Raw genomic sequence first — 24,280 nt, 5'->3', positions numbered from 1 at the left:
CTGTCAGCCGTACTGGCTGTACGGGTAAAAGCCACCGTCATACTGGAAACCGAAGATGCTGCCCGCCGTGACCTCGGCGAAGTCGCCGGCTTCCGTGACCACCGGCGACTCATAGACCTCAGGTGTCTCTTCTGTTTGTTCTGTTGCTTCCATGGGATTCACCCCCTTCCCGGCCGAAACTCCTCACCGAGCGGGCCACCCGGCCGACCGCGGCGCCGCCAGCCCACGGTTCCACCCGCCTCATGGCAAATAAGCGATATAAACCGCTAAACAACCCGCACGAATGGATCGGAAGCACCAGGCGGACATCGGGTGGCGCGCGGCTACGACGTCAACGCGCCGCTCAATCCCATTACTTGAGCCATCGACGACCGATTCCCGAGCCGATTCCCGATCCGATTTTCGAACCATGACACACTTCGCTCATGAACGACCCGAACCAGACCGGCACCCTCCAGCCCATTGCCGACGGCGTGTACGCCTGGATTCAGCCGGACGGCTCGTGGTGGGTCAACAACGCGGGCGTCGTGGCCGCGGACGACGGGGTCGTGCTCGTCGACACCTGCGCCACCGAGCGCCGCACTCGCAATCTGCTGGGCGCGGTGGATCAGGCCGCCGGTGGCGCGCCGGTGCGGTATGCGGTGAACACGCATCTGCATGGCGACCACACGCACGGCAACAGCCTGCTGCCCGAGACGACCGTGATCGTCGCCCATGAGGCGACCCGCGAGGGGATCCTCGCCGACACCGTGATCGACGGCTGTCCGCCCGCCTGGCATCCGGTCCCGGACTGGGGCGGGGTGACCCGGCGGGCGCCCGGGGTGACCTTCCGTACGGCGCTGACGCTGCACGTGGGGGAGCGGCGCATCGAACTGCATCACCCCGGGTATGCCGCGCACACCCCGGGGGATGCCATCGCGTGGCTTCCCGAGGAGCGTGTTCTGTTTGCCGGGGATCTGCTCTTCCACCAGGTCAATCCGCTGGTGTTCATGGGCTCCGTGGAGGGCGCGCTGCGCTCGCTCGACTGGATCGCGGCGTTCGAGCCCGAGCATGTCGTACCCGGGCATGGCCCCCTCATCGATGCCAACACTCTGCCCGAGGTGCTGGACACCCACCGGCGCTACTACCGGTTGGTGCTGGACACGGCCGAGGCGGGCCTGCGGGACGGGCTGACGCCGCTGGAGGCCGCGCGCGCCTGCTCGCTCGGCGAGTTCGGGGATCTCCCCGACGCCGAGCGCATCGTCCTCAATCTGCACCGTGCGTACGCGGACCGCGTGGGTGGCGACTTCGACCCCTTCGCGACGTTCGCCGACGCGATCGCTTACAACGGAGGGCCGCTGCCGACACAGGTCTGAGCCGATGCGTCAGGAAGCTGCCGAATCGTGGCAACTGGGGCGGGCGGGTCGCATGGTTTTTCGAAGGAGGGGTAATCAGTGGTCGACCTCGGGGTCGATTCACTGGATCTATCTCTGGAGGAAAACCCATGGAAAAACAGGCGAGAACGGACGAGCAAGACGCAGTCGAAAGCTACGAGCCACCGGCCCTGGTGGCCGTGGGTGAGTTCTCGGAGGACACGCTCGGATTCGGAAGCCGGTACACCGACATCATTGGCGAGCACACCTGATGGTGAGGGCAACCTTCCGGATTGTTTGAGATGAGCACCGGGTTTGTCGTCCTTCCGGACGTGCCGGGTACACAGCTCTCGTTTGATGCGTATCCCTTTGAGGCTCCTTGTTTGATATCGCACCCGTCGGGCCGACCATGGCTGGTGGGGCGGTGGGAGCCGGATGAGATCCGTCAGGTGGCGACCGGGCCCGTGCGACTGGTGGTGATCGGGTTCTGCCCGGTCACCACCGGCCGGCTCGATGAGCTGTGCCGACGGGTTCGTACGCTGACCGATGTGGACGCCGTGGCACGGGCGTTGCCGGGGAGCTTCCATCTGGTGGCCGCCGTCGATGCCACAACACGTGTCCAGGGGAGCGTGACGGGGCTGCGCCAGGTGTTCCACACCCGGCTGGGCGAGGTGCCGATCGCCGCCGACCGGGCCGATGTGCTCGCGGTGATGACCGGGGCCGGTGTCGACGCGGGCGCGTTGGCCGCCCGTGTCGTGTGCGGTGGCATGCTGCCGCCGCCGCTCGCCGACCGGAGCGTATGGGCGGGCGTGTCCACGGTGGCGCCCGACCACTGTCTGCTGCTGGAGCCGGGCCGGGCGCGTCAGTCGCGGTGGTGGCGGCCGCCCGATCCCGAACTCGGCCTGGAGGCGGGCGCCGCGGCGCTGCGGGCCGCGCTGATCACGGCGGTGGACGGGCGGCGCCGGGACAGGGGCGGGCTCAGCGCGGATCTGTCCGGCGGCATGGACTCGACCTCACTGAGTTTCCTGGCCGCACGCCACACCCCCGCGCTGCTGACCTTCCGGTGGGCCGAGGCCGAGGCGGGAAACGACGACTCCCACTTCGCCGCGCAGGCCGCACGCTCGCTGCCCGACGCACACCATCTGGTGGTGGCTCAGGACGAGCTGCCACCGATCTTCACCGACCCCGCGGCCCTGGCCGACACCGAACGGCCGTATCTGTTCCCGCGCACGCTGGCGCGGGTACGGTACACGGCGCGGCTGCTCGCCGAGCACGGGTCCCGGTGGCATCTGGCCGGGCACGGTGCCGACGAACTCTTCAGCGCGTTCCCCGGCTATCTGCACCGGCTGGCCCGCCGCCACCCCCTGACGGCGGTCCGGCACCTGCGCGGGCACCGTGCGCTCAGCCGCTGGCCGTTCGCCGCGATCGTCGCCCAGCTGGTACGGGCGGAGAGCCCCGCCCAGTGGTGGCTGACCCAGGCCGAGGGGCTGACCGGCCCGCCCCCGCCGCGCAGAGCCCCCGCGCTGGGCTGGGGGCCGGCACCTTTGCGCGCCCCGGTCTGGGCGACCGACGATGCCGTGGCCGCCGCGCGCGAGGCGCTGCGCGCCACCGCCGAACACGCCATGCCCTTCGCCGAGGACCGGGGGCAGCATCAGTACCTCACCGCGCTGCGGATCACCGCGCCGGCGTACCGGCAGGTGTCCCGGCTGTTCGGCGCGGCGGGCGTGGCACTGCACCAGCCCTATCTGGACGACCGGGTGGTGGAGGCGGCGCTGGCGGTGCGGCTGCATGAGCGCGTCACGCCGTGGCGCTACAAGCCGCTGCTGGCCGAGTCCATGCGGGGGCTGGTGCCGGACGTGGTGCTGGGCCGCACCACCAAGGGTGACTTCAGCGCCGATGTACGGGTCGGGCGGCAGCGCAATCTGTCCGCGCTGCTGGAGGTGTTCTCCGATTCCGTCCTGGCCGACATGGGTCTGGTGTCCCCCGGGGCGCTGCGCGAGTACCTGCTGACACCGCATGCCGACATCTCCAGGGACATCACCACCGAAAAGCTTCTTGGGTGTGAGACCTGGGCCCGCGCGGCAACCTCTTCCTTGCCTCGACCACTTGGGAAGCGATGATGTCCCTGAATTTGCGTCAGGACGTGTCCATGGCCGAGACCGATGACGGCGCCGTCCTGCTCCATCAGCGCACCGGCCGGTACTGGCAGCTCAATCCCACCGGCGTGTTCGTGCTGAAGACCCTGCTGGACGGCCGTACGGACGAGCAGGCCGCGGACGAGCTGGCAGCCCACCACCGTGTCGACTCCGATGCGGCGCGGCGCGACGTCTCCCGGCTGGTGGCACAGCTGCGCGAGGCGCACCTGCTTGACGAGGCCCGATGAGCGCTCCCATGGCCCTGGCCGACCGGGACCGGCTGCCGTTCCACCGACGCGTGATGCCCTGGCTCGCCGTGGTCGTGGCCCGGCTGCTCGCGCGCGCCAAGCCGGCCCGGGTGCGCGCGGTGCTGGAGTTTCTGCGCCGTGGCGCGCGGCCCGCCACCGCCGAGCAGGCGCTCGCCGCCCGGCGGGCCGTGGTGGCGGTGAGCCTGCGCTGCGCGGGCCAGGCCTGTCTACAGCGGTCCATCGCGGCGGCTCTGCTGTGCCGGAGCCGGGGCGTGTGGCCCACCTGGTGCACGGGGGTGCGCACCAGCCCGTTCGAGGCACACGCCTGGATCGAGGTCGCGGGCGAGCCCGTCGGAGAGCCCTATCCGGCGGGCCACTACCGGCCGTTGTTGTCCGTCACCCCGGTGGCCCGGGGGCATTCGTGAGTTTGTGGTGAGTACGAGACGGCGACACGCCGACGTTACGGCGTGCCGCCGTCTCATACTCACCACAAACGTACTCACCACAAATGGCGGCTACACGTTCGGGACGCGCAGCTTGTCCCAGCTCTTGCGGCCCGGGGTGCCGTCCGCGTCGTCGCCGGAGTACCCCAGCTTGCGCTGCCACGCCGCGTACGACTTGCGGTCCGCCTCGGTCCACTCCGGGCTCGGCCCCTCCTCGTACCGCCCGCAGCCCTCGGCGACCAGACGCTTGCCCATCGCCGTGATGATCTTGCTCTCGCGGCCGTTCCGGAAGAACGCCGAGCCAGGGAAGGGCTCGTACGTCGCGGGCGGCTTGGGTTGCTGCGGGGCGGGGCCGTCCGGCTTGGCGCCCAGGCGCTTGGCGATGCGGGAGCGCATGCTGTCCATCGAGAAGCCGCGCGGGTCCACCTTGCCCGGCTGCCACTCCAGGTGGCCGATCACGGACTTCTGGGTCCAGCCGTGCGCCCGGCAGATGGCCGCGGACACCTTCTCGATCGCCAGCTTCTGCGCCTCCGGCCAGGGGTCCTCGCCGTCGCCGAGGTTGATGCACTCGAAGCCGTAGAAGTGGCGGTTGCCGTCCGTGTCGGCCTCGTTGTCGCGGGGCAGCGCGGTCTCGTTGATCACGGCGTTGAGTACGTCGCGGTCGCCGAGGCCGGCGTGGTTGGCGCGACCGTTGCCGACCAGGTGGACCGCGCCCGACTTGTCGATGACGCCGTGGCACAGCGGCCCGGGCAGGGCCGAGTGGCCGTCGTAGCACAGCGCCACGGAGGAGGCCGTGCCCTTGGTGACGGTGTGGTGGATCATCACTCCGTTCATCGGGCCCCAGGGGCCCTTGGAGTTCCGGTTGTGGGTGCGCCAGCTGCGGACTTCGTGGACTTCCAGTCCCTCGTCGCGCAGTGCCTTGAGCAGGCGGTCGGCGGTCAGGGGAGTGGCCATCTTGGTGTGCTCCTTCAAAGGGGGTACGTGATGATGTACGGATGTCGTCGGTGCGGGGCTCAATCCGCCCTCGCGACCCAGTCCCCGACGTTCAGATCCAGCTTGTCGTCACTGCCGGGAGTCGCCAACCCGACCCAGGTGCCGTGGAGTTCATTGACGGGGAACACCACCGAGCCGTTCTCCCGCGACCACTTGAAGGTGGCCTCCTTCGCCGTGCCGCCCTCGTGGATCTCCACCCGGTACAGCTGAACTGGTGCACGGCGTAGCCGACCGCGCTCTGCGAGGTGAGTCCGCCGAAGCGGCGTTCGAAGTCAGCGAAGCTGGTGACCGCACCGGCGTGTTCAACGGACCCCGGCGGGTGTGGCCCACGAGCGCGGTCACCGAGGCGATGGTGCGGACGCTGCTGGGAAGCTCTTCGATGTATACGCCGGGATAGCCCGCGTGCGTCGGCATTCCCCCTCCATTCTCTGAGTGCACCAAGAGATGAGGAGGGGAAGTGAAGGGCGCGCGAACACGTCATCGCCGTGCGCGCACTTTCTCCACTGCTTCCCCCGTCGCACACCCTCGCGAAATCGGTATCGCAAGGTCCAGCACATCGCTTGCGCTCTTGATGCATGAGTGCTTCTTGAGTTTCTTTCCCCACCTCAGGGTGGGTCAAGCCGGTGTTCCGGTCATCTCGCCGGTCCCGGAATTCTAGATCGTTTTACTCGAGTCCGGCTTGAACAAGGCATTACCCTGCGGGAATACGAAGTCAATTCACGATCAAAGATCACGAGCGCGCGGCGGCTGCGGCGGGAACGAGCCGAATGCGCGCACGCCTCGGCGCGCCGATTTGCGGTCTGCCGGACCCGGGGTTATCGCGCACGTGGGCCCCCGGCCGGCGACCGGAGGCCCGCGGATGCGGTGCGTGCGTGCAGGGGCCGGCTAGCCGAGCTTGGCGGAGATGATGGGCGCGAGGTGGTCGGTGATGGTGCGGTGGCCCTTGTCGTTGGGGTGGACGGAGTCGGAGAGCTCGTCGGAGGCCAGCCAGCCCGTGGTGTCGACGAAGGAGACCTTGCTGTCGCCGCCGCTGACGGCGGCGGTCACGGCCGCCTGGGTCTCGGGGACGAAGCGGCCGCGGAAGGTCTCCAGGGCGAAGATCCAGGCGTTCGGGTAGGCGGTGCGGACCTTGCGCAGCAGGCTGGAGTAGGCGGCCTGGAACTGCGCCGAGGTCACGCCGCGGCCCACGTCGTTGGTGCCGAGATTGATGACCACCGCGTTCGCCTGGTAGCGGGAGAAGTCCCAGGCGGGCGTGGCGGCGTTCGGGTTCAGCTTGGTGAACTGCTGCTCCAGGCTCATACGGTCGTCCGCCGTGTCCACGAGTGCGGCGCCGCCCTGGGCGATCTGGGTGTGGTCGGCGCCGAGTCGCTCGCCGATCAGCCAGCCGTACGCGGTGCGCGCGTTCTGAGAGGTCGTGGTGCCGACCGTGATCGAGTCGCCGACGAATTCGATCAGTTTCTTCGGGGTGGGCGGTGTGAAGGTGGTGGCTCCGCTGTCCAGGGTCAGCCCCTGGAAGACCGCGTCACCGTGGTAGGACCCCGCGATCACCTGGTAGTTGACCTGCAGGGTGTGGTTTCCGGCGGACAGCGGGGTCGGGGTCAGGTTCACCGTGCCCTTGGCCTCGTCGAAGAACGTGGCGGGACCGCCGTCGATGCTGGCCCACAGGTCGATCGCGTTGCGCTGCTTGAGCTTGACGGTGCGCCCGGTGAAGCCGGTACGGAAGTACGCACCCGCCCAGTAGGGGGTGTAAGCGGTGGCGGAGCTCTTGGTGTCCCAGCGGCCGGAGAACTTGATGTTGGGGTCGCCCGGGTCCCCGGGGGCGACGGCCGCGGCCTTGGTGGCGGTGTTGGTCGTGGCGGTGGCGCCCAGCTTCGCGGAGACGACCGGGGCGAGGCGGCCCGCGAACTTGGTGTGGCCGGACTCGTTGGGGTGCCCGTTGCCGTCCTCGTAGTCGGTACCGTCGGTGAGCCAGCCCGTGGTGTCGACGTAGTAGACCTTGGCGTCCCCGGCGCCGGTACGGGCGCTGACGGCGGCCTTGGTCTCGGTCACATAGCGCTTCTTGAGGGTCTGGAGCGCGAAGAGGGCCGCGTTCGGGTACTTGGCGCGGATGTCGCGCAGGAGGTTGGTGTACGCCGCCTGGAACTCGGCGCCGGTGACGCCGTGCCCGATGTCGTTGGTGCCGAGGTTGATGACGACCGCGTTCGCCTGGTAGCGGGAGAAGTCCCAGTTCTGGTCGCCGGTGGAGGCGGTCTTGAAGAACTGGGTGGCCAGCCCCGTGCAGCCGTCCTTGCCGACGAGGCAGTAGCCCGAGCGGGCGATCTGGGTGTGCCGCATGCCCAGCTGCTCGCCGGTCTTCCAGCCGTACGAGTCGAGCGCGAGCCGGTCGGTCAGGGCGCCGGCGGTGATGGAGTCCCCGACGAACTCGATCAGCTTCGAAGGAACCTGTGGGCTGATCGTCCCCGCGCCCGAGTCCAGGACGAGGCCCTGGAAGACGGTGTCGCCCGAGCGGTAGGAGATCCGGAGGGTGTGGTTGCCCTGGGGGAGGGGCTGCGGGGTGAGGTTGACGGTGCCCTTGACGCCCGCGTAGAAGACATCGGCGCCGCCGTCGACGCCGGCGTAGAAGTTCACCGCGTCGCGGGCCTTGACCTTCACGGTCGTCCCGGTGAAAGCCGTCTGGAGGTAGCCGCCGGTCCAGTTGGGCACGGCGGCGGTGCCCGAGCTCACGTCCCAGCGGCCGACGTAGGAGATGTTCGGGTCGCTCACCGAGCCGTTGCCCAGGGCCGTGGTGGCCTGAGTCTGGGCGGCGTGCGCCCGGGAGCCGCCCAGGCTCAGGCCCCAGACCAGCAAGGACGTGGTCATGACAAGCAACAACATGGCGCGTGCCGTGCGTACGGCCGTGCAGGCGGTGGATCTCCTGGTGCTCCTGGTGCTCCTGGTGGGGGGTGCGGTCGGCGGCATGGGCCGTCCTCTCTGTGGGCGGGTGCGGGTACCGGCCCGGGAACCTCCTCGGGAGCGCTCCCATCGCGGGCGCGCCCACGATGGAAGCGTTGAATCGGTTCAACGTCAAGAGAGGCGGTCAGGTTCGAAAATTCCCATCGAAAGTTCCAGCCGAAAGACCGTCAAAAAGTTTCGTCCGGGCTGCCGATGACGTCCCGGACGGTCTCGACGATCTCCGGCACCGCCCCCGCGGGGGCCGGATCGAGCGCCACCTGGCGCTCGAACTCGGCCAGTGCCTCTCGCATCATGTACGGCTGTTGCACAAAGGTGAGCTGGACGAGCTCGGCCCCACAGTCGACATAGTCCCGCTCGCCGTTCTCCAGGGCGGTGACCAGGTCCCACATCAGGCCGACCGCCTCGCTCGCGTCCTGCGGTGAGTGCATGAACATCCTCCGCTGGTCCCGTGACTCAAGTACGGTCCCGTTCTTCGGACTGAGAGTGTCCCGCCTCATCCCGGTGGGCGCAGCCGTAATGCGATAAGCGACAACCCGCGTCGGGCTTCGACCGGTTTCGGCGCGCGGGCCGTCCGCCGTCGCCCGTTCCGGCCGCCGCCGCTGACCGGGGCGGCGGCCGTAGAGCCAGGCGGCGGAGGGCTACCAGCGCGGGAAGGCCGGGGTGACCCAGCCGGGGTCGACGACGCGCATGGCCGCGGCGTCGTCGCGGTCGCGCATGGTGCCGTCGTCGTCCAGCCACCGCTGGTGGAGGGTGGCGAGCTTGCCCCGGTCGAGTTCGACACCCAGGCCCGGCGCGTCGGACACGTCCAGCCGGCCGTCGCGGAAGGTGAGCCGCTCGGTGATCACGTCCTCGGTCTGCCAGGGGTAGTGGCTGTCGCAGGCGTAGTCCAGGTTGGCCACCGTCGAGGCCACGTGGGTCATGGCGGCCAGGCTGATGCCCAGGTGGGTGTTGGAGTGCATGGACAGCCCCACCCCGAACGTACGGCAGATCGCGGCCAGTTCGCGGGTGTTGCGCAGCCCGCCCCAGTAGTGGTGGTCGGAGAGCACCACCTGGACCGCGTTCCGGGTGAAGGCCTCGCGGATCTCGCCGAAGGTGGTCACGCACATGTTGGTGGCCAGCGGCACCCCGCCCGCCGCGGCGACCTCGGCCATCCGGCCGGTGCCGGTGGTCGGGTCCTCGAGGTACTCCAGGACGTCGCGCAGCGCCCCGGCGATCTTCAGGGAGGTCTCCACCGACCAGGCGCCGTTGGGATCGAGCCGCAGCGGCTGCCCGGGGAACCGCTCGGCCAGCGCCCGTATCGCGGCGATTTCCTGGTCCGGCTCGAACACCCCGCCCTTGAGCTTGAAGGAGGCGAAGCCGTAGTCACGGGCGAAGCGCTCGGCCTGCGCGACCACGCCCGCGGGGTCGAGCGCCGCGCCCCAGTCGTCGGGCTCGCCCGCGCCGCCCGGGTGCTCGGCCCAGCGGTAGAACAGATACGCGCTGTACTCGACGCGGTCGCGGACCTTGCCGCCCAGCAGCGCGTGCACCGGCATTCCGGCGGACTTGCCCCACGCGTCCAGGCACGCCACCTCGAACCCGGAGAGGATCGACAGCCGCAGCTTGTCCGCGGTCTGCACACCGCGCTGCCCGCCGACGTCCACCGCGTTCTCGACCTGGGCGGAGTCCACCGCGACCTCGTCGGCCAGTGTGAACAGCGCGTTCAGATCATTGACCGCGCGCCCTTCGAGCTTGTCGGCCAGCGGCCGGGCCAGCTCCAGATACTTGCTGTCGCCGTACGTCTCGCCGACGCCCGTCACCCCGCCGGCCGTGACCACCTCGATGATCAGCCGGGACGTGTACGGCTGGTGCACGCCCTGGGTGTTCAGCAGCGGCGGGTCGGCCACCAGGACCGGTGTCAGCCGCACCTCGCTGATGGTCAGATTCGGTGTGTCGGCCGTGGGGGCCGTCATATCGTCTCCCTATGTGGATGCTGTCTACGTATGAAGATGAAGGTGAGGGAGAGGCTAGAGAGAGGGGCAAGGGCCGTCAATACCCACGGCAGCGATCGCCGCCGTTCGCCGTTTACGATCTGACCCATGTCCGATACCGGCGGCGTACGCGAAGTGAAGTCTGCGGCCCGCACCGTCGAGCTGCTGGAACTGCTCGCCGCGCGCGGCGACCGCCCGGCCCGGCTGCGCGAGCTCGCCGACGAGCTCGGGGTGCCGCGCAGCAGCATGTACGCGCTCCTCCAGACGCTGATAGACCGCGGCTGGGTGCGCACCGACGCCACCGGCTCGCTCTACGGCATCGGCATCCGCGCCCTGCTCACCGGCACCAACTACCTCGACAGCGACCCGCACGTACGCACCGCGCGGCCGTACCTCGACGAGGCGTCCGACGCGCTCGGCGAGACCATCCACTTCGCCCGGCTCGACGGCGGCGACGTCATCTATCTCGCCACCCGCGAGTCACACGAGTATCTGCGCCCCTTCAGCCGGGTCGGCCGCAGGCTCCCCGCATACGCCGGCGCGCTCGGCAAGGCCCTCCTCGCCGAGCGGGACGAGCGAGAGCTCCCCCTGCCCGACGGTCCCTGGGAACAGCTGACGCCCAACACCCACGCGGACCGCGCCTCGCTGACCGCGGATCTGGCGCGAGCACGGGAGCGGGGCTACGCGATCGACCGGGAGGAGGGCGTGGTGGGCATCGCGGGCTTCGGGTTCGCCCTGCGGTACGACTCGCCCGCCATCGACGCGATCAGCTGCTCGGTGCCGACGGCCCGGCTGACCGAGGAGCACGAGCGGCGGATCGTCACCGTCATGCGCGAGATCCGCGGCCGCATCGAAGCCGCGGCGCCCGGCGCCGCGGGGGCGGCCCCTCAATGGCGCTAGCTATGGCGCCGGCTCTCGACTCCGATCCGCACGGGGACAGCTGCCTGTAGGCTGCGGCTTCATGACTGGGGGAGATATGGCCCCCCCATTGATACGCGCGAATCGCCTGCTCGCCGACTGTGAGTTTTTGCTCCAGCAATTTGACAACGAGCGGGAGATTGCCAGGCTGCTGGCCGATGTGCGGCAGTGCTGCGATGAGGCCGAGGAGGCGGCGGTCCACGGTGACGCGGAGGCTGCCGCCACGATTGCCGTCCTGCGCTCGATGGCCGCGACGTTCGCGCTGCGGCATGCCGTGCTGTTCCATGTGAATTGTGATTTCGACGATGACGACGGCACCTTGTTGGGCGGTATGGAGTCGTCGATCCCACGGACCCCCTCGTGCCGCTGCACCTGGGGCATGCGCTCACCTGGTCGGGAGATCGCGAGGGTGCCGTCGCGGCATAGGAGGAGGCGATGCGTCGAGATTCTCGACGCGAACGAGGGGGAATTGGACGAGGGCGAGTTGGGCGAGGGTGAGGAGAAGCACGGGGAGCGGATGCTCTTGCAGATCCATCGACCTGGCCGGCGCATTGCCGAGTACAACCTGAACGTTCGAATGCAGGCAGAGCCGGGCGGCAAGGCACTGCGCATCGACTGGTCGGGCATCCCGGTGGACGAGCGGTTGGAGTCGCCCCTTCCGCCAGGGCGCCCCCTCCGGGTCGGCGGCCGCACGCGTTTCTCCGGAGCATACTGATGCCTTGATCATTCGTGCTGTCGACTCACAACTGGAGGCAGGGATGGCCGACGTCGTGCTGTTCCACCACGCGCTCGGGCTCACGCCGGGGGTGACCGCTTTCGCCGACGAGCTGCGCCGGGCCGGGCACGCCGTGTGGACGCCCGACCTCTTCGACGGGCGTACGTTCGACACGTTGGAGAAGGGCATCGGCCACGTCGAACAGATCGGCTTCGGTGAGGTGATCGAGCGCGGTGCCCGGGCGGTCGACGACCTGCCCGTGGACCTCGTCTACGTCGGCTTCTCGGTAGGAGTGCTCCCGGCTCAGAAGCTGGCCCAGACCCGGGCCGGAGCGCGGGGAGCGCTGCTGTACTACGCGTGCGTTCCGGTCGCGGAGTTCGGCCCGGCCTGGCCGGACGGTGTGCCGGTCCAGGTGCACGGCATGGACGCCGACCCGATCTTCGCCGGCGAGGGCGACCTCGACGCGGCGCGGGCCCTCGTTGCCTCGGCCGGGCAGGCCGAACTGTTCCTCTACCCGGGCGACCAGCATTACTTCGCCGACAGCACGCTCGCGTCCTACGACGCGGACGCGGCCGCGCTGCTGCTCGACCGCACGCTGACGTTTCTGCGGTCCGTGGGGTAGCCGGTTCGGTGAAAGCAGCCGATTCCGCAGAAGCTAGAAGTTTGATGCTCGTCAAAATTTGACAGCCATCGTACTTTCCGCTTGGGTGATGCCACGGCGGGGGCGCGGCCTCGCGTCGTCGTCACCGAGCGGAAGGGGGATGCGTGATGGCCAGAACGGTGCGGTTCCATGAGCATGGCGGGCCGGAGGTGCTGCGGCTGGAGGACGCGGAGGTCGGTGAGCCCGGCCCCGGAGAGCTGTTGATCCGCGTGGACGCGATCGGCGTCAACCGCGCTGAGGTGCTGTTCCGCGGCGGCCACTACATCGAGCCGGTCAAGGAGTTCCCCGCCCGGCTCGGCGCAGAGGCCGCGGGGGTGGTCGAGGGTGTCGGCGCGCGGGTGACGGGGTTTGAGATCGGCCGGCCGGTCAGTGTGGTGCCCGCGTTCTCGATGAATGACTACGGCGTCTACGCCGAGCGCGCGATCGTCCCCGCGTCCGCGGTGGTGCACCGCCCCGAAGGGCTCGACGCGGTGACCGGCGCGGCGGTGTGGATGCCGTATCTGACGGCCTATGGGGCGCTGATGGAGGTCGGCGGGATGCGTGCCGGAGACACGGTCGTGCTGACCGCGGCCTCCAGCAGCGTGGGCCTGGCCGCGATCCAGATCGCCCTACGCGTCGGGGCGGTACCCATCGCCACCACGCGCACGGGTGCCAAGAAGGACGCGCTGCTCAAGGCGGGCGCGGCCGACGTGATAGTCACCGACGAGGAGGACGTCGCCGACCGGGTCCTCGGAGTGACCGGAGGCCGGGGCGCCGAGTTCGTCTTCGACGCCATCGCCGGCCCCGGCGTGGTGACCCTGGCCAAGGTGGTCGCCCCCGGCGGCACGCTCTTTCTGTACGGGGCGCTGAGCGGCGAGACGACCCCTTATCCGGGGTTCGAGCTCGGCATGCCCGCGCTCAACATGCGCACGTACACCGTCACCCGTGAGCTGACCTCGGACCCGGAGCGGTTGCGCCGTGCCGAGGCGTTCGTCTCCTCCGGCCTGCGTACCGGTGCCTTCCAGCCCGTCGTGGACCGCACCTTCGGGTTGGACGAGATCGTCGAAGCGCACCGGTACATGGAGGCGGGCGCCCAGGTGGGCAAGATCGTCGTCACCGTCGACCACTGACGGTCCCCTCGGCCCCGCCGCCGACCGCCGTAGGGGATTACGCCCGGCGTCCGTCCGTCGCCACCAGCTCGTGGATCGTCTCCGGAGGCAGCGCCGGGTTCGCCGCGGTGGGGTGGGCCACACGGACGAACCATTCCGGATCGTCCACCAGCCGGACCCGCTGGGTGGGATCCACATGTGGATTGCGCGCGAAGAAGCTGCGGGTGTAGGTGTCGGGGTGCTTGAGTACGGCCTCGACCACGGCGTCGGGCAGGATCCGGTCCCGGCACAGCACCATCCGTACGGCTGGCGGGCCCTCTGCGAGCAGCCGTAACAGGACGTCCTCCGGAGCCGACGGATTGAGCGCCACCCCGGCCAGCCGACGCTCCGGCAGATCGGCGGCCTCCCAGATGCCCCCAGGCGTTTGCATGCTCCACCACCCCCCAGTGACTCATCTCCCAGGGTGTCATCGGCCCCCATAAGCCACCAGGTTCCCGACCGGCGGTCCGTGGCTATGCCCAGCCCCGGTGCGCGGCGCGGACGCCGGCCTGGAAGCGGCCGCCCGCGCCCAGGCGCTGTTGGAGGTCGCTGATCCGGCGGCGCAGCGTGCGCAGGCTGATGCCCAGGTGGCGGGCGATCGCCTCGTCCTTCATGCCGACGGCCAGCAGGCCGACCAGCGTGCGGTCGGCGTCGCCGAGCTCCTCGTCCTCCTCGGCCGGTGGGCCGTCCAGGGGTGTGGCCTGTTGCCACAGCGTCTCGAAGAGCGTCCGCAGCGCGTCGGTGAGCCCGGAGTGCCGTACGATCACCGAGCTGTAGACCGGCCCGGCGTCGACGCTGGTGAGCGGCAGCATCGCGGTCCGGCCGTCGATCACCATCAGCTTCAAAGGGACGGTGGGCAGCACCCGTGCCTGTTCGCCGAGCGCGACCATCCCCTCGGCGTAGGCCAGCAGATCCGGGGACTCCAGGGATACGACGGAGTAGAGCGCGCGGTATGAGACACCGCGGCGCAGCACCTCGCTCTGGAGGTCCAACTGAGGGGTGAGCGGGGCGAGGTAGGGCGGGGAGTCGATGAGGCAGACCTCGTGTTCGGCCTGGGCGTACAGCTCCTCCAGCCGGGCGGCGTTGGCGCTCTCCCCGCGCACCACCTCGACGAGAACGGCCGGTTCGGAGCGCAGCAGCCCCGCCGCGTAGATCTTGGCCATGTCGTCGGCGGTGGCGGCGAGCAGCTCGGACTCGGTCTCGCGCTTGCGGATGAGGGCCCGGATGGCGATGCGGGGGTCGACCGGCCGCAGGCCGCCGGTGGAGTCGGGGGCTTGCAGCAGGCCGAGGCGGAGCAGCCGGGCGCAGGCGCGGCGGACGCGTGACGGGGAGGCCCGGACCAGCTCCGACCAGGTGGTGACGCCGGCGTCGGGCTGATGGAGGATCGCGTGGTACACCGTCTCGTCGAAGTCGGAGACCCCTGCCGCGGCCCAGGGGCTCGGGCTCGTGGCAGGGGTCTCCTCGGTTGCTCTGTGGTCCACTTGCGGCGGCTCCGCGTGTCGATGCAACGATTCAACGGCACGCTAGACGGAGTTTGTTACCGCCGAAGGGCGGATCTCGGCCTACTTCAGGCCATATGCGCGAGTGACCGTTTGATCGATCCGATTGCCGTCGGTGTCGGTGGCCTGGACGCGCAGGGCGACGAAGCCGTTGGAAGCACCGAGAGCGGGGTGTTTGACGGTGGCCTTGTAGCCCGCGCGGGAGCCGGTCAGCCTGGCCTCCTTCCAGGTCTTGCCGTCGTCGTAGGACACCCACGCCTTGACCGTCTTGACCTTCGATTCCTCCGCGCCCTCCTGGTGGCGCGGGGCCAGTTGGAAGCTGAACTGGCGCCCGGCCTTGGTGCGGCCGAACAGGTCGAGGGCCAGGTCGTAGTCCACGGACAGGAGGGGGAGGGCCTTCGCCTCGGCGGTCCGGGCGGAGGTGAAGTCCCATTGGGTGCTGGTCTTGGTCGAGTACGCCGCCCAGTCCGCCGTGCGCTCGGCGTCGATCGTCAGCTTGTACGCGGCCTTGTCGGCGGACACCTGGAAGGTGCCGGAGCCGTACGGGGCCTCGCCGACCAGCTTTCCGTCCGCGTACAGGCTCGTCTTGACCTTGTCCACGTTGTCCTGGGCCGCGCCCGCCGAGCCGTAGTGACCGCTGCCGGAGTCGGCGTACTCGGGGATGGCGAGGGTGAGTTCATCGCCCTCGCGCTGTGAGACGCCGAACTCGGCGGCGGTCGTCGGACGGAACACGGGTGACAGCCAGTCCACCGTCTGCTTCGTCCCGGGCCGGTATGTGCCCAGGGGCGCCCACTGCCGGCCGGCGCCGTCGTAGTCCTGCATGGCGGTGCGCCAGACGCGGGTGTCGGGGTCGGCGCTGTAGTACTCGGTGCGCTGGATGCCCAGCGGCACGTCGTACTTCGACTCCAGCGAGAAGAGCTGGTACGGGCGGAAGGTGTGCGTGGCCTCGGCGCCGATCTGCCCCTTGGCCGAGCCGTGGTAGCGGGCCGTGACCTTGGTGGTGTTGCGGCTGTCGAGGGGGTAGGTCAGATCCTTGCCGATGGCACCGGGCTCGGGCAGCAGCACGTCGTACACGTACGGGCTGACCGCCGTGCCGCCGAGGTCGAGCGTCACCGCGCCGCGGCCCTCCGCGGTGAGCAGGGACAGCAGCTTGTCGCCCTCCTCGCCGGGTATGGAAATGACCGGGATCGTGGCGCTGTCGACCGCGGTGAGCCACAGGCCGGCCGTGGTCTTGCGGTACGCGAGGACGTAGGCGGCGCCCGCCTTGGTGGCGTTGACGACGGCTTCGTCGGGCCAGCCGTCCGGAGCCAGGCCCACCAGCACGGCCTTGCCCTTCACATCCAGTCCCTCGAAGTCCTCGGGTGTGCCGCCCTTGGCGTCCATCAGCCGCACCTTGCGGTTACCGGTGATCTTGACCGGCCAGCCGGTGTACGTGTTCGCGTACTGCGGGTTCAGCGTCACCCGCTCCGGGCTGGTCACGCTCGCGGTCAGCTTCCGCTTCTCCAGCCGCCACCTGCTGTAGAACTCGAAGGAGCCGTCGGTGACCTGCTCGGTCGGGGCGGCATAGATGTGCTTCTTCCACTGGCCCATGATGTAGGTGAGCCCGAAGGAGCTGCCTCCCTTGCGCTCCCGGTGCCAGGAGGTGGTCACGCCCTGGAGCTCGGCGTCCTTCTCCTTGGTCTGTGGCTTGATCTCGACGGCCTTGCGCGCGTCGAGAGTGATCGAGGTGTCGCCGGTGACCTCGATCTGCGGGTCGCCGACGATGCTCGTCCCGACCTCGTGCCGACCGCTGTCGAGGATGGGGATCCAGGTGGCGAGGGAGTAGGTGCCCTTCTCCACCCGGAAGGTCTCGGAGCCTCCCATGGCGCCGAACTGGTTGTACGTGTAGTCGGCGAGGTTCTGGAAGGTGAAGATGGCCGACGGCACCGGCTTGCCCTCGCGGTTCAGCAGTTCGACCTTCAGGTCGTACAGATCCGCCTCCCGCTCGTACCCGACGGCCGTGGTGGTCTTGACCGTGCCGTCCTCACTGGTCGCCGTGATGTATCCGGTGTGGCGGCCGACGTCGGCCTTCGCCGGGTCGACGGTCACCGGGACCTTCGCGGCGCCGTTCGCCGGCACCGTCACGCTGTCGGACTCCAGCGAGAGCGACCCGCCGTCCACCGAGGACGCCAGCTTCAAGGTCACCGGCTTCTCGGTGGCGTTGGTGTATGTGATCGTCTTGGTGTCCGGCGTGTCGTCCGCGTATCCGTACAGGCCGTAGCTGAGCGTCGGGGTCGCGAAGACGTTCTGAGTGACGGCGCGCGGCACGTCGACCCGGCCGTCGCCCTGCTGGAAGGGGCCATTGGCGGTGTTGGTCTTCGCGGTGCTGGCGAGGGACGCCTTGATCTGCTGGGCGGTCCAGTCGGGATGCGCCTGGGCGACGATCGCCGCCGCGCCCGCGACATGCGGCGTGGCCATGGAGGTGCCGCTGGCCGTGGTGTACAGGTCGTCGACCGGAGTGCCCATGCTGGTACCGGCCGCCCGGGCCGCCGTGATGGCGACACCCGGTGCGGTGATCTCCGGCTTGACCGCGGAGTCCCCGATGCGCGGGCCGCGGCTGGAGAACGACGCCAGCTTGTCCTGCTTGTCGACGGCGCCGACGGTCAGGGCCGAGTCCGCGATGCCGGGCGTGCCCAAGGTCTGCTCGAACGGGCCGGCGTTGCCTGCCGCGATCACGAACAACGCACCGGACGACGCCGAGAGCTGGTCCACCGCCTCGCTCATCGGGTCCGAGGGGCCGCTCGCCGTGCCGCCGAGAGACATGGAGATCACCTTGGCGCCGGAGTTCGCGGCCCACTCCATGCCCTCGATGAGCCATGACGAATAGCCCTCGCCGGCGTTGTTCAGCACCTTGCCGACCAGCAGCTTCGCGCCGGGCGCCACGCCCTTGCGCCGGCCGTCGGAGGCGGCTCCGCCGCCAGCGATCGTGGCGGCCACATGGGTGCCGTGCCCGAAGCCGTCCTGGGCCGTCTCGTCCGGGACGAAGCTCTTGGAGTCGGCGACCGAGTCCTTGACGTCCGGGTGTGCCGAGTCCACGCCCGTGTCCAGCACGGCGACCTTGACGCCCTTGCCGTCGTACCCGGCCTTCCACATCTCCGGGGCGCCGATCTGCGGGACGCTGACGTCGAGGGAGACCTTGACCTTCCGGTCCAGCCACAGCTTCGCCAGACCCTTGGCGTGGCTGATGTCGGCCCAGAACGCCGCGGCGTCGGCCTTCTTCGCGCTGAACGCGGCGCCGCCGACGCTGGACAGGGTCAGCGTCTTCCTCGCGCCCTCGGGTGTCGGATGCGCGCCCTTGGTGCGATAGGTGGCGATGACCGGTAACGAGCCGGTCTTCTTGTCGTCGTAGCCGTCCTTGACGAGCTGGGTGATGTTGAACAGGTTCGCGTCGAGCCGGCCCGCGGACAGCAGCTTGAGCGCGTCGTCGGGGACGACGCTGATCTCCTTGCCCTGCTGACTGGCCACGAAGTCGACCGACTCGCGGCCCGCGCCTCGCTGCACATCGACGGCGTACCGGCCGTCGTCGCCGGTGGTGACGGTGACCGTATCGCCGGTGATCAGGGTGACGGTGTGTTGGGCACGGACCGGTGGGGCCTTCGGGTCGGCCTGGGACGGCTGCCCGCTCGCCACCGGGGCGGCCAGGGCGCTGAGCAGCCCGGCCGCGCCGGTGACAGCCAAAAGGCGACGCAATCTTCGCATCGGCTGGCTTTCCTCCCTCATCGCATCATCCGACTCTCCTGTCGGAAGGTGCGATCAGAGTGGTGGCCGGGAGCGAACGTGCTCAAGGGAATCCTGTGGCCAGGCTGTGCCAACGCCCCTATCGGTCACAGGAGTCCTACCAGGGAGCTTGCGTACCAGGGGGCTTGCCTACCAGGCAGCAGTCGTACCAGGGGCCAGTCGTACCAGGGGCCAGTCGTATCGGGGAGCAGTCGTGTCAGGGAGCAGTCGTGTCAGGGAGCGGCTACTCGAACCAGCGCTGCGGGCTCGGCGCCGTGTTGCGCCAGATGTGCTTGGTCTCCTGATACTCCGCCAGCCCCGCCCGGCCCAACTCCCGCCCCACGCCGGACTGTTTCATTCCGCCCCACTCGGCCTGCGGGACATAGGGATGGAAGTCGTTGACCCACACCGTCCCGGCCCGCAGCCGCTGGGCCATCCGGTGCGCCCGGGCGGCGTCCTGTGTCCACACCGCCGCGGCCAGCCCGTAGACGGTGTCGTTGGCCAGCGCGAGCGCCTCGTCCTCGCCGCGGAACCGCTCCACGGTGAGCACCGGGCCGAACGACTCCTCCTGGACGACGGACATGTCCGGAGTGCAGTCGTCCAGCACGGTCGGCAGATAGTAGTAGCCGTCCTCCAGCGTCGGGTCGGCCGGCGGCGTGCCGCCGCAGCGCAGCACCGCGCCCTCGTCCAGCCCGGCCGCCACATACATCGCGACCTTCTCGCGGTGCCCGGCGGAGATCAGCGGGCCGGCGCGGGCGTTCTCGTCGAACGGGCCGCCGAGCCGGATCCTGCGGGCGCGGTGGACGATCTCGTCGACGAAGGCGTCGTGCAGCTCCTCCTGGACGAGGAGCCGGGCGCCCGCCGAACAGACCTGTCCGGAGTGCAGAAACACGGCGGTCAGGGCGTGGTCGACGGCGGCGTCGAACTCGGCGTCGGCGAACACCACATTGGGGTTCTTGCCGCCCAGCTCCAGGGCGAGCCGCTTGACTGTGGGCGCGGCGGCGGCCATGATCCACCGCCCGGTGAGCACGCCGCCGGTGAACGACACCATGTCCACCCGCTCGTCCGTGGTCAGCGGCGCGCCCACCGTCGACCCGGCACCCAGGACGAGATTGGCGGCGCCCGCCGGCAGCCCGGCCTCCGCCAGCAGCCGCATCAGGCCGATCGCGGAGTGCGGGGTCAGTTCGCTGGGCTTGAGGACGAAGGTGTCGCCGGCGGCGAGCGCGGGCGCGACCTTCCAGCCGGTCTGCAGCAGCGGGTAGTTCCAGGGGGTGATCAGGGCACAGACGCCGACCGGCTCGTGCACGACCCTGCTGTCGATCTCGGGGCGGCCCGCCTCGACGACCCGGTCCGCCCCGTCGGCCGCGGCCAGATCGCCGAACCAGCGGAAGCAGGCGGCGACGTCGTCGAGGTCGTACTCGCTCTCGACCAGCCGCTTTCCGGTGTCCATCGACTCGGCGCGGGCCAGCTCGGCCTTGTCGCGCCGCAGCAGGTCGGCGACGCGCAGCAGCAGCCCGCCCCGCTCCGCGGCGGAGACACGGGGCCACGGGCCGCGGTCGAACGCGTCCCGGGCGGCCTCCACCGCGGAGGAGGCGTCCTTCGGCCCGGCCTCGTCGACCGTGCCGACCAGCGTGCCGTCCGCGGGGGAGTGGATCTCCCTCACCTGACCGTCGAGAGCGGCGGTCCACTGGCCACCGATGAACAGCTCCGGCATGGGATGCCTCCGGGCTCGGAGGGACGGTGCGCATACCCGTGGCGGCGCGCATAACCCGTATATACCGAGCCTAAGCGGCGCACCCCGGCCTCGCACGGCGTGCGAAGGGGCATCCGCCTGGCGGCAGGGGGGACGGGGTGACCGGGGTGACCGGGGCGGCGGGGAGCGGGGGAGCCGGGGGTGACGTCCTCGGCCGCCGGCGCGGCATGCACAATCCCTGCCATGGCCCGTGATCCGCAAGCCCCGCACGCGCTCGCCGACGAGCTGCTCGCCGCCCTCGATCCGCTGCCCTACCCGCGCAGGATGCGGGAGTTGGCCCTGCGCGCGAGGGCGGCGAGCGCACACGGACAACTGGCCGGGCTGCTCGAAGAGCTGTCGGAGCGCGGCGGGTACGAGCGGGCGCTGGCCGCGACGGCCGCGGCGGCCGGCGGCCGGACCGACTATCTGGAACGGCGGCTGGCCGATCCCGACCCCGTCGTACGCGGCCGCGCCCTCAAGGCCGCGCGTCGCGGACAGCTCACGGACGCCGCGCTGGAGGCGGCCTTCGAGGACGCCCCCGCCGTCGTACGGCGCCAGCTGGCCCGTACCGTCGTCGCCGGGCGGCGCACCGCGCTCGCCGACCGCCTCGTCGACCCCCTGCGGGAGCGGTGGGGCGACGCCGAGGCGGCCCGGCTGCTGCCCGCCTGCGGGCCCGAGACCGTCGCCCGGCTGCTCCCGGGCCTCTTCCACGCCGTCGACAGCTGGCGCGCCCTCGCCTCCCGTCACCCCGCGGTGGTCCTCGACGAGGCCGAGCGACAGCTGGCCGCGCTCCCCGAGGCGCTGCGCAGCGACTGGTGGTTCCGCCACGCCCCCTGCGTCGCGCTCGCGGCGCCCGCCGAGCCAGGGCGGGTCCTCGGGCTGCTGGAGCGGCTGTGCCACAGCGCGCTGCCGCTTCCGGTCCGGCATCGGCTGGGCGCGCTGGCCGCCGCGGAGCCCGGCCGTACGATATGGCTCCTGCTGGCGCCCGAACACGCCGGTATCCTGCGCGGCCGGGGCCTGGAGCGGGCCGTGCTGCGGCGCCTGGTCCGCGCGGACCCGCCCGAACTGGTCGACCTGGCACGGGCGCTGGGCCACGACGCCCAGGCCCTGTCCCGGCTGCTGGCCGCCCTGCCGCCCGCCCGCCGCCCCGACTTCTTCGACGCGGCCGTCGCCGAACGCGACCTGAGCCGCGCCGATGTGGAGCCCGACCTGCTCGAGGTGGTGCCCCGGCCGCGCCGGGAGGCTGAGGCGCGCCGGATGGCCGCGCGGGCGCGCGAGCGCGGCGCGCCCTGGACCGCGGTGCTGGAGGCGGTCGCGTATCTGCCGGTCGAGGAGGCGCGCGACGAACTGCTGCGAGCCGCCCGCCGCTCCACGGCCGACGACCGCGCGCTGGCCTACCCGCTCCTCATACGCAACACCGCCCGCTCCGGCGACCCGGACGCGGTCACCTCGCTGCTGGCGCTGCTGGAGCGGCTGCGCAACGAGCAGGACCCGGTGCGGTCGGCCGCGCTGCGCGCACTGGCCGAAACGCACCCCTCCCTCTTCCTCGACGCGGCCGCCGAACACCTCGACCGGATCGCCATCGACGCCATCGAGGCACGCGACTCCTCGCCCGCGACCCGGCAGGCCCTGCGCCTCCTGGCCGTCGCCCTCCTGCGGGAACACGCGGTCACCGGCCGACGGGAACTGATCGGATGGGCGCTGCGCACCGTCACCCGGCTCGCCGGGAACGTCGGCCGCACCGACCTGGGCCGACTCGACCACACCCTGCAGCGCGGCCAGGAGCAGGCGGTCTTCGAGGCGCTGCGGCCATGGCTGGAGGCGGGCGCGGACCGGGTCGACCACGAGCTGACCTTCGCCCTCGCCCGCTCGCTCGGGCGTCGCGCGCACGCCATGCCCGAGCTTCAGGAACTGCTGCGGCAGGCGATCCAGTTCGGAAGCAACACGACGATCCGCACGGCCGTGGGGCTGTGGCTGGACGACCCCGCGCGGCGCGACGAGCGGGTCGCCGAACTGCTCGCGCTGGAGCCCTCGGCGGCCGTGCTGCCGCCCGTCCTCGCGGTGCTCACGCACCGCCGGACCGACCTGCTCGACCTCGTGCTGGACGACACCCCTCCCTACGGTCGCTTTCTGACGCCCGGCAGCCACTGGACGCCCCCGGTCGACCATGGCACCGGCCGCTGGCTGCCCCGCCAGCGAGCCGCCGCGGCCCGGATCCTGGCCCGCGCCGCCGCCGACGGCTCGCTGCGCACGGACCAGCGCACGGCGGCGATCGCCGCCGCCGCGCGCATTCCGGACTACGGCGCCGAGGCCGCCCTGGCCTGGACCGACTCCGACGACGTGGCCCTGGCGGAGGCCTCCCTCGCCGCCCTGGCCTGGACCGACCGCCCGGGGGACCACCTTCCCCTGCTGCTCGGCCACGCGGGCGGCGACCGGGCCCGAGTGGCGGTCTACGCGGGGACGCGGGCGTCCCGGTATGTGGCGCCGTCGCGACTGGAGGGGCTGCTGCGCGGAGTGCTCGCGCCGGGGGAAGAGGCGGGCGTCGCAGGTGCGGCCGTGGACGTCGGGGCGACTGCCGGGGCAGCGGAACAGCCGGTTCCGCACAGTCCCGCTGCTCCGGCTGCTCAGGTCTCTCCAACTGCTCAGGTCACTCGAACCGCTCCAGCTGTGCCCGCGAAGGTCACCAGCCGGAAAGAGGCCGCGCGGCTGGCCGCCACCCGGCTGCCCGCCCCCGACGCCGCCGCGCTGCTCGCCGACACGTACGACGCGCAGGGCCAGCACCACGACGTACGGGCGGCCTGCGTGGCCTTCGCGACCGGGCTGCTCGGCCACGAGTCCGCCTGGGAACTGCTGTCGGCCGCCGCCCGCGGGCGGCGCGAGCTGCGGTGGGCCGTGCTGCGCACCCGCCCGCTGGACCTGCCGGAACTCCACCGGGCCCGCTACGCCCGCCTCGTACGGGACGTGTGCGACACCGACGACCCCGAGGTCGCCCGGGCGGCCTACGCCGCGCTCGCCACCTGGTCCCCCTGGGCGCCGGACGCGGCGGCGGTGCTGGTGGCCGCCGCCACCGACCTGGACGACCGGGCCGGCTGGCAGTCCGCCGCCGACGCGCTGATCGACCTGATGGCCGCAGTCCCCGACGGCATGCCCGAGGACAACCCCCTGGCCTGGGTCCTCGCGGCCCTCGTCGCCGCCGACGCCCACCCGCAGGCGCCCGACGCCGAACCGGACCGCGACCGCCCGGCCCGCCGCCGCATCCGGCGCATCACCGTCAGGCTGGCCCAGCACAGCCGGATGCGGCCGGGCACGATGCGGCCCGTGGCCACCGCGGCGGCCGAACTCCTCGCGGGCTACGAGCCCTTCGTCATGGACGCCGCCCATGTGCTCGTCAACGCCGTCGACCTGGACGCCGAGCCCGGTGTGCTCACCGCCGCACTCGCCCGGCTGGCCCGGCTGCACGCCACCAGGCCCGCGCTCGCGGCCCATACCGCCGACGCCCTGTACCAGAGGCTGCACACCGCCGTGCGGCCCGGCCGGAGCGAGGCCCTGCTGCGGGCCGCGCGGGAACTCGGCGACGACGGGGCACTCGCCTCCGGGCTGTTCGCCACGACCCTCACCGGCGTGGGCGGCGCGCGTACGGAATGGGCGGAGCCCTGGCGGACCCGGCTGCGCGCGCTGCGCCGCCACCCGCACCCGGACGTGCGCGATGCCGCGCTGTTCCTGGCGAGCGCGCAGGAGTAAGAGCCGGCGACCCTGTAGGAGTGAGCGCTCACGAGTGTGAC

At 71.0% G+C, this 24,280-nt stretch carries 19 protein-coding genes and 1 pseudogene; 10 read left to right on the top strand and 10 right to left on the bottom strand.

Annotated features, from left to right (window positions below; all coding sequences use genetic code 11):
* Positions 1–3 precede the first annotated feature (3 nt).
* Positions 4–153, bottom strand: a complete 150-nt coding sequence (locus tag ACWY4P_RS11485) for a lasso RiPP family leader peptide-containing protein (RefSeq protein WP_456210384.1) — start codon at positions 151–153, stop codon at positions 4–6.
* A gap of 272 nt (positions 154–425) precedes the next feature.
* On the opposite strand from ACWY4P_RS11485, the gene ACWY4P_RS11480 reads away from it, so the two are divergent.
* The 5 genes from ACWY4P_RS11480 to ACWY4P_RS11460 all read left to right on the top strand — a co-directional run bounded on the left by ACWY4P_RS11480 (position 426) and on the right by ACWY4P_RS11460 (position 4,160).
* Entirely contained in the window at positions 426–1,355 is a 930-nt protein-coding gene (locus ACWY4P_RS11480; RefSeq protein ID WP_456210382.1) for an MBL fold metallo-hydrolase, read from the top strand.
* Positions 1,356–1,483: 128 nt separating this feature from the next.
* Entirely contained in the window at positions 1,484–1,624 is a 141-nt protein-coding gene (locus tag ACWY4P_RS11475) for a lasso RiPP family leader peptide-containing protein (protein ID WP_456210380.1), read from the top strand.
* A gap of 177 nt (positions 1,625–1,801) precedes the next feature.
* A complete protein-coding gene (locus ACWY4P_RS11470; protein ID WP_456210378.1) occupies positions 1,802–3,472 on the top strand; it encodes an asparagine synthase-related protein in 1,671 nt (556 codons plus the stop codon).
* Between the two features lie 29 nt (positions 3,473–3,501).
* A complete protein-coding gene (locus ACWY4P_RS11465; RefSeq protein ID WP_456210376.1) occupies positions 3,502–3,735 on the top strand; it encodes a lasso peptide biosynthesis PqqD family chaperone in 234 nt (77 codons plus the stop codon).
* A complete protein-coding gene (locus ACWY4P_RS11460) occupies positions 3,732–4,160 on the top strand; it encodes a lasso peptide biosynthesis B2 protein (protein ID WP_456210374.1) in 429 nt (142 codons plus the stop codon). Before ACWY4P_RS11465 ends, ACWY4P_RS11460 begins: the two co-directional genes overlap by 4 nt.
* 90 nt (positions 4,161–4,250) lie before the next feature.
* Here ACWY4P_RS11460 and ACWY4P_RS11455 read toward each other — a convergent pair whose 3' ends face one another.
* From ACWY4P_RS11455 to ACWY4P_RS11435, 5 genes and pseudogenes are all read right to left on the bottom strand, one after another.
* Positions 4,251–5,132 (bottom strand): peptidoglycan-binding protein, encoded by an 882-nt coding sequence (locus ACWY4P_RS11455; RefSeq protein ID WP_456210372.1) that lies wholly within the window; start codon positions 5,130–5,132, stop codon positions 4,251–4,253.
* A gap of 62 nt (positions 5,133–5,194) precedes the next feature.
* Positions 5,195–5,386 (bottom strand): annotated as a pseudogene (locus tag ACWY4P_RS11450) (DUF6519 domain-containing protein); the annotation flags it as partial.
* Positions 5,387–6,056: 670 nt separating this feature from the next.
* A complete protein-coding gene (locus tag ACWY4P_RS11445; RefSeq protein ID WP_456210370.1) occupies positions 6,057–8,030 on the bottom strand; it encodes a GDSL-type esterase/lipase family protein in 1,974 nt (657 codons plus the stop codon).
* Between the two features lie 260 nt (positions 8,031–8,290).
* On the bottom strand, positions 8,291–8,551 hold the full coding sequence (locus ACWY4P_RS11440; RefSeq protein WP_456210368.1) for a hypothetical protein: 261 nt from the start codon (positions 8,549–8,551) through the stop codon (positions 8,291–8,293).
* Between the two features lie 210 nt (positions 8,552–8,761).
* On the bottom strand, positions 8,762–10,072 hold the full coding sequence (locus ACWY4P_RS11435; protein ID WP_456210367.1) for a glucarate dehydratase family protein: 1,311 nt from the start codon (positions 10,070–10,072) through the stop codon (positions 8,762–8,764).
* A gap of 126 nt (positions 10,073–10,198) precedes the next feature.
* Between ACWY4P_RS11435 and ACWY4P_RS11430 the strand changes: the two genes are divergently transcribed.
* The 4 genes from ACWY4P_RS11430 to ACWY4P_RS11415 all read left to right on the top strand — a co-directional run bounded on the left by ACWY4P_RS11430 (position 10,199) and on the right by ACWY4P_RS11415 (position 13,493).
* On the top strand, positions 10,199–10,990 hold the full coding sequence (locus ACWY4P_RS11430; protein ID WP_456210365.1) for an IclR family transcriptional regulator: 792 nt from the start codon (positions 10,199–10,201) through the stop codon (positions 10,988–10,990).
* Between the two features lie 61 nt (positions 10,991–11,051).
* Positions 11,052–11,723, top strand: coding sequence for a hypothetical protein (locus tag ACWY4P_RS11425; protein ID WP_456210363.1), 672 nt, complete (start codon positions 11,052–11,054; stop codon positions 11,721–11,723).
* A 43-nt stretch (positions 11,724–11,766) separates the two neighbouring features.
* Complete coding sequence (locus ACWY4P_RS11420; RefSeq protein WP_456212887.1) at positions 11,767–12,345, top strand: dienelactone hydrolase family protein; 579 nt, start codon at positions 11,767–11,769, stop codon at positions 12,343–12,345.
* Between the two features lie 146 nt (positions 12,346–12,491).
* Entirely contained in the window at positions 12,492–13,493 is a 1,002-nt protein-coding gene (locus ACWY4P_RS11415; RefSeq protein ID WP_456210359.1) for a zinc-dependent alcohol dehydrogenase family protein, read from the top strand.
* A 37-nt stretch (positions 13,494–13,530) separates the two neighbouring features.
* On the opposite strand, the gene ACWY4P_RS11410 is transcribed toward ACWY4P_RS11415, so the two are convergent.
* The 4 genes from ACWY4P_RS11410 to ACWY4P_RS11395 all read right to left on the bottom strand — a co-directional run bounded on the left by ACWY4P_RS11410 (position 13,531) and on the right by ACWY4P_RS11395 (position 20,480).
* Entirely contained in the window at positions 13,531–13,902 is a 372-nt protein-coding gene (locus ACWY4P_RS11410; RefSeq protein ID WP_456210357.1) for a hypothetical protein, read from the bottom strand.
* 82 nt (positions 13,903–13,984) lie between these two features.
* Positions 13,985–14,992, bottom strand: a complete 1,008-nt coding sequence (locus tag ACWY4P_RS11405; protein WP_456210355.1) for a helix-turn-helix transcriptional regulator — start codon at positions 14,990–14,992, stop codon at positions 13,985–13,987.
* A gap of 81 nt (positions 14,993–15,073) precedes the next feature.
* Positions 15,074–18,748, bottom strand: coding sequence for a S8 family serine peptidase (locus ACWY4P_RS11400; RefSeq protein ID WP_456210353.1), 3,675 nt, complete (start codon positions 18,746–18,748; stop codon positions 15,074–15,076).
* A 262-nt stretch (positions 18,749–19,010) separates the two neighbouring features.
* Entirely contained in the window at positions 19,011–20,480 is a 1,470-nt protein-coding gene (locus ACWY4P_RS11395; RefSeq protein WP_456210351.1) for an aldehyde dehydrogenase family protein, read from the bottom strand.
* A gap of 222 nt (positions 20,481–20,702) precedes the next feature.
* Between ACWY4P_RS11395 and ACWY4P_RS11390 the strand changes: the two genes are divergently transcribed.
* Entirely contained in the window at positions 20,703–24,239 is a 3,537-nt protein-coding gene (locus ACWY4P_RS11390; protein ID WP_456210349.1) for a hypothetical protein, read from the top strand.
* Positions 24,240–24,280 lie beyond the last annotated feature (41 nt).

The organism is Streptomyces sp. LZ34, assembly GCF_053890475.1.
The sequence above is the reverse complement of the archived record's forward strand: the minus strand, read 5'-3'. Positions and strand labels throughout refer to the sequence as shown.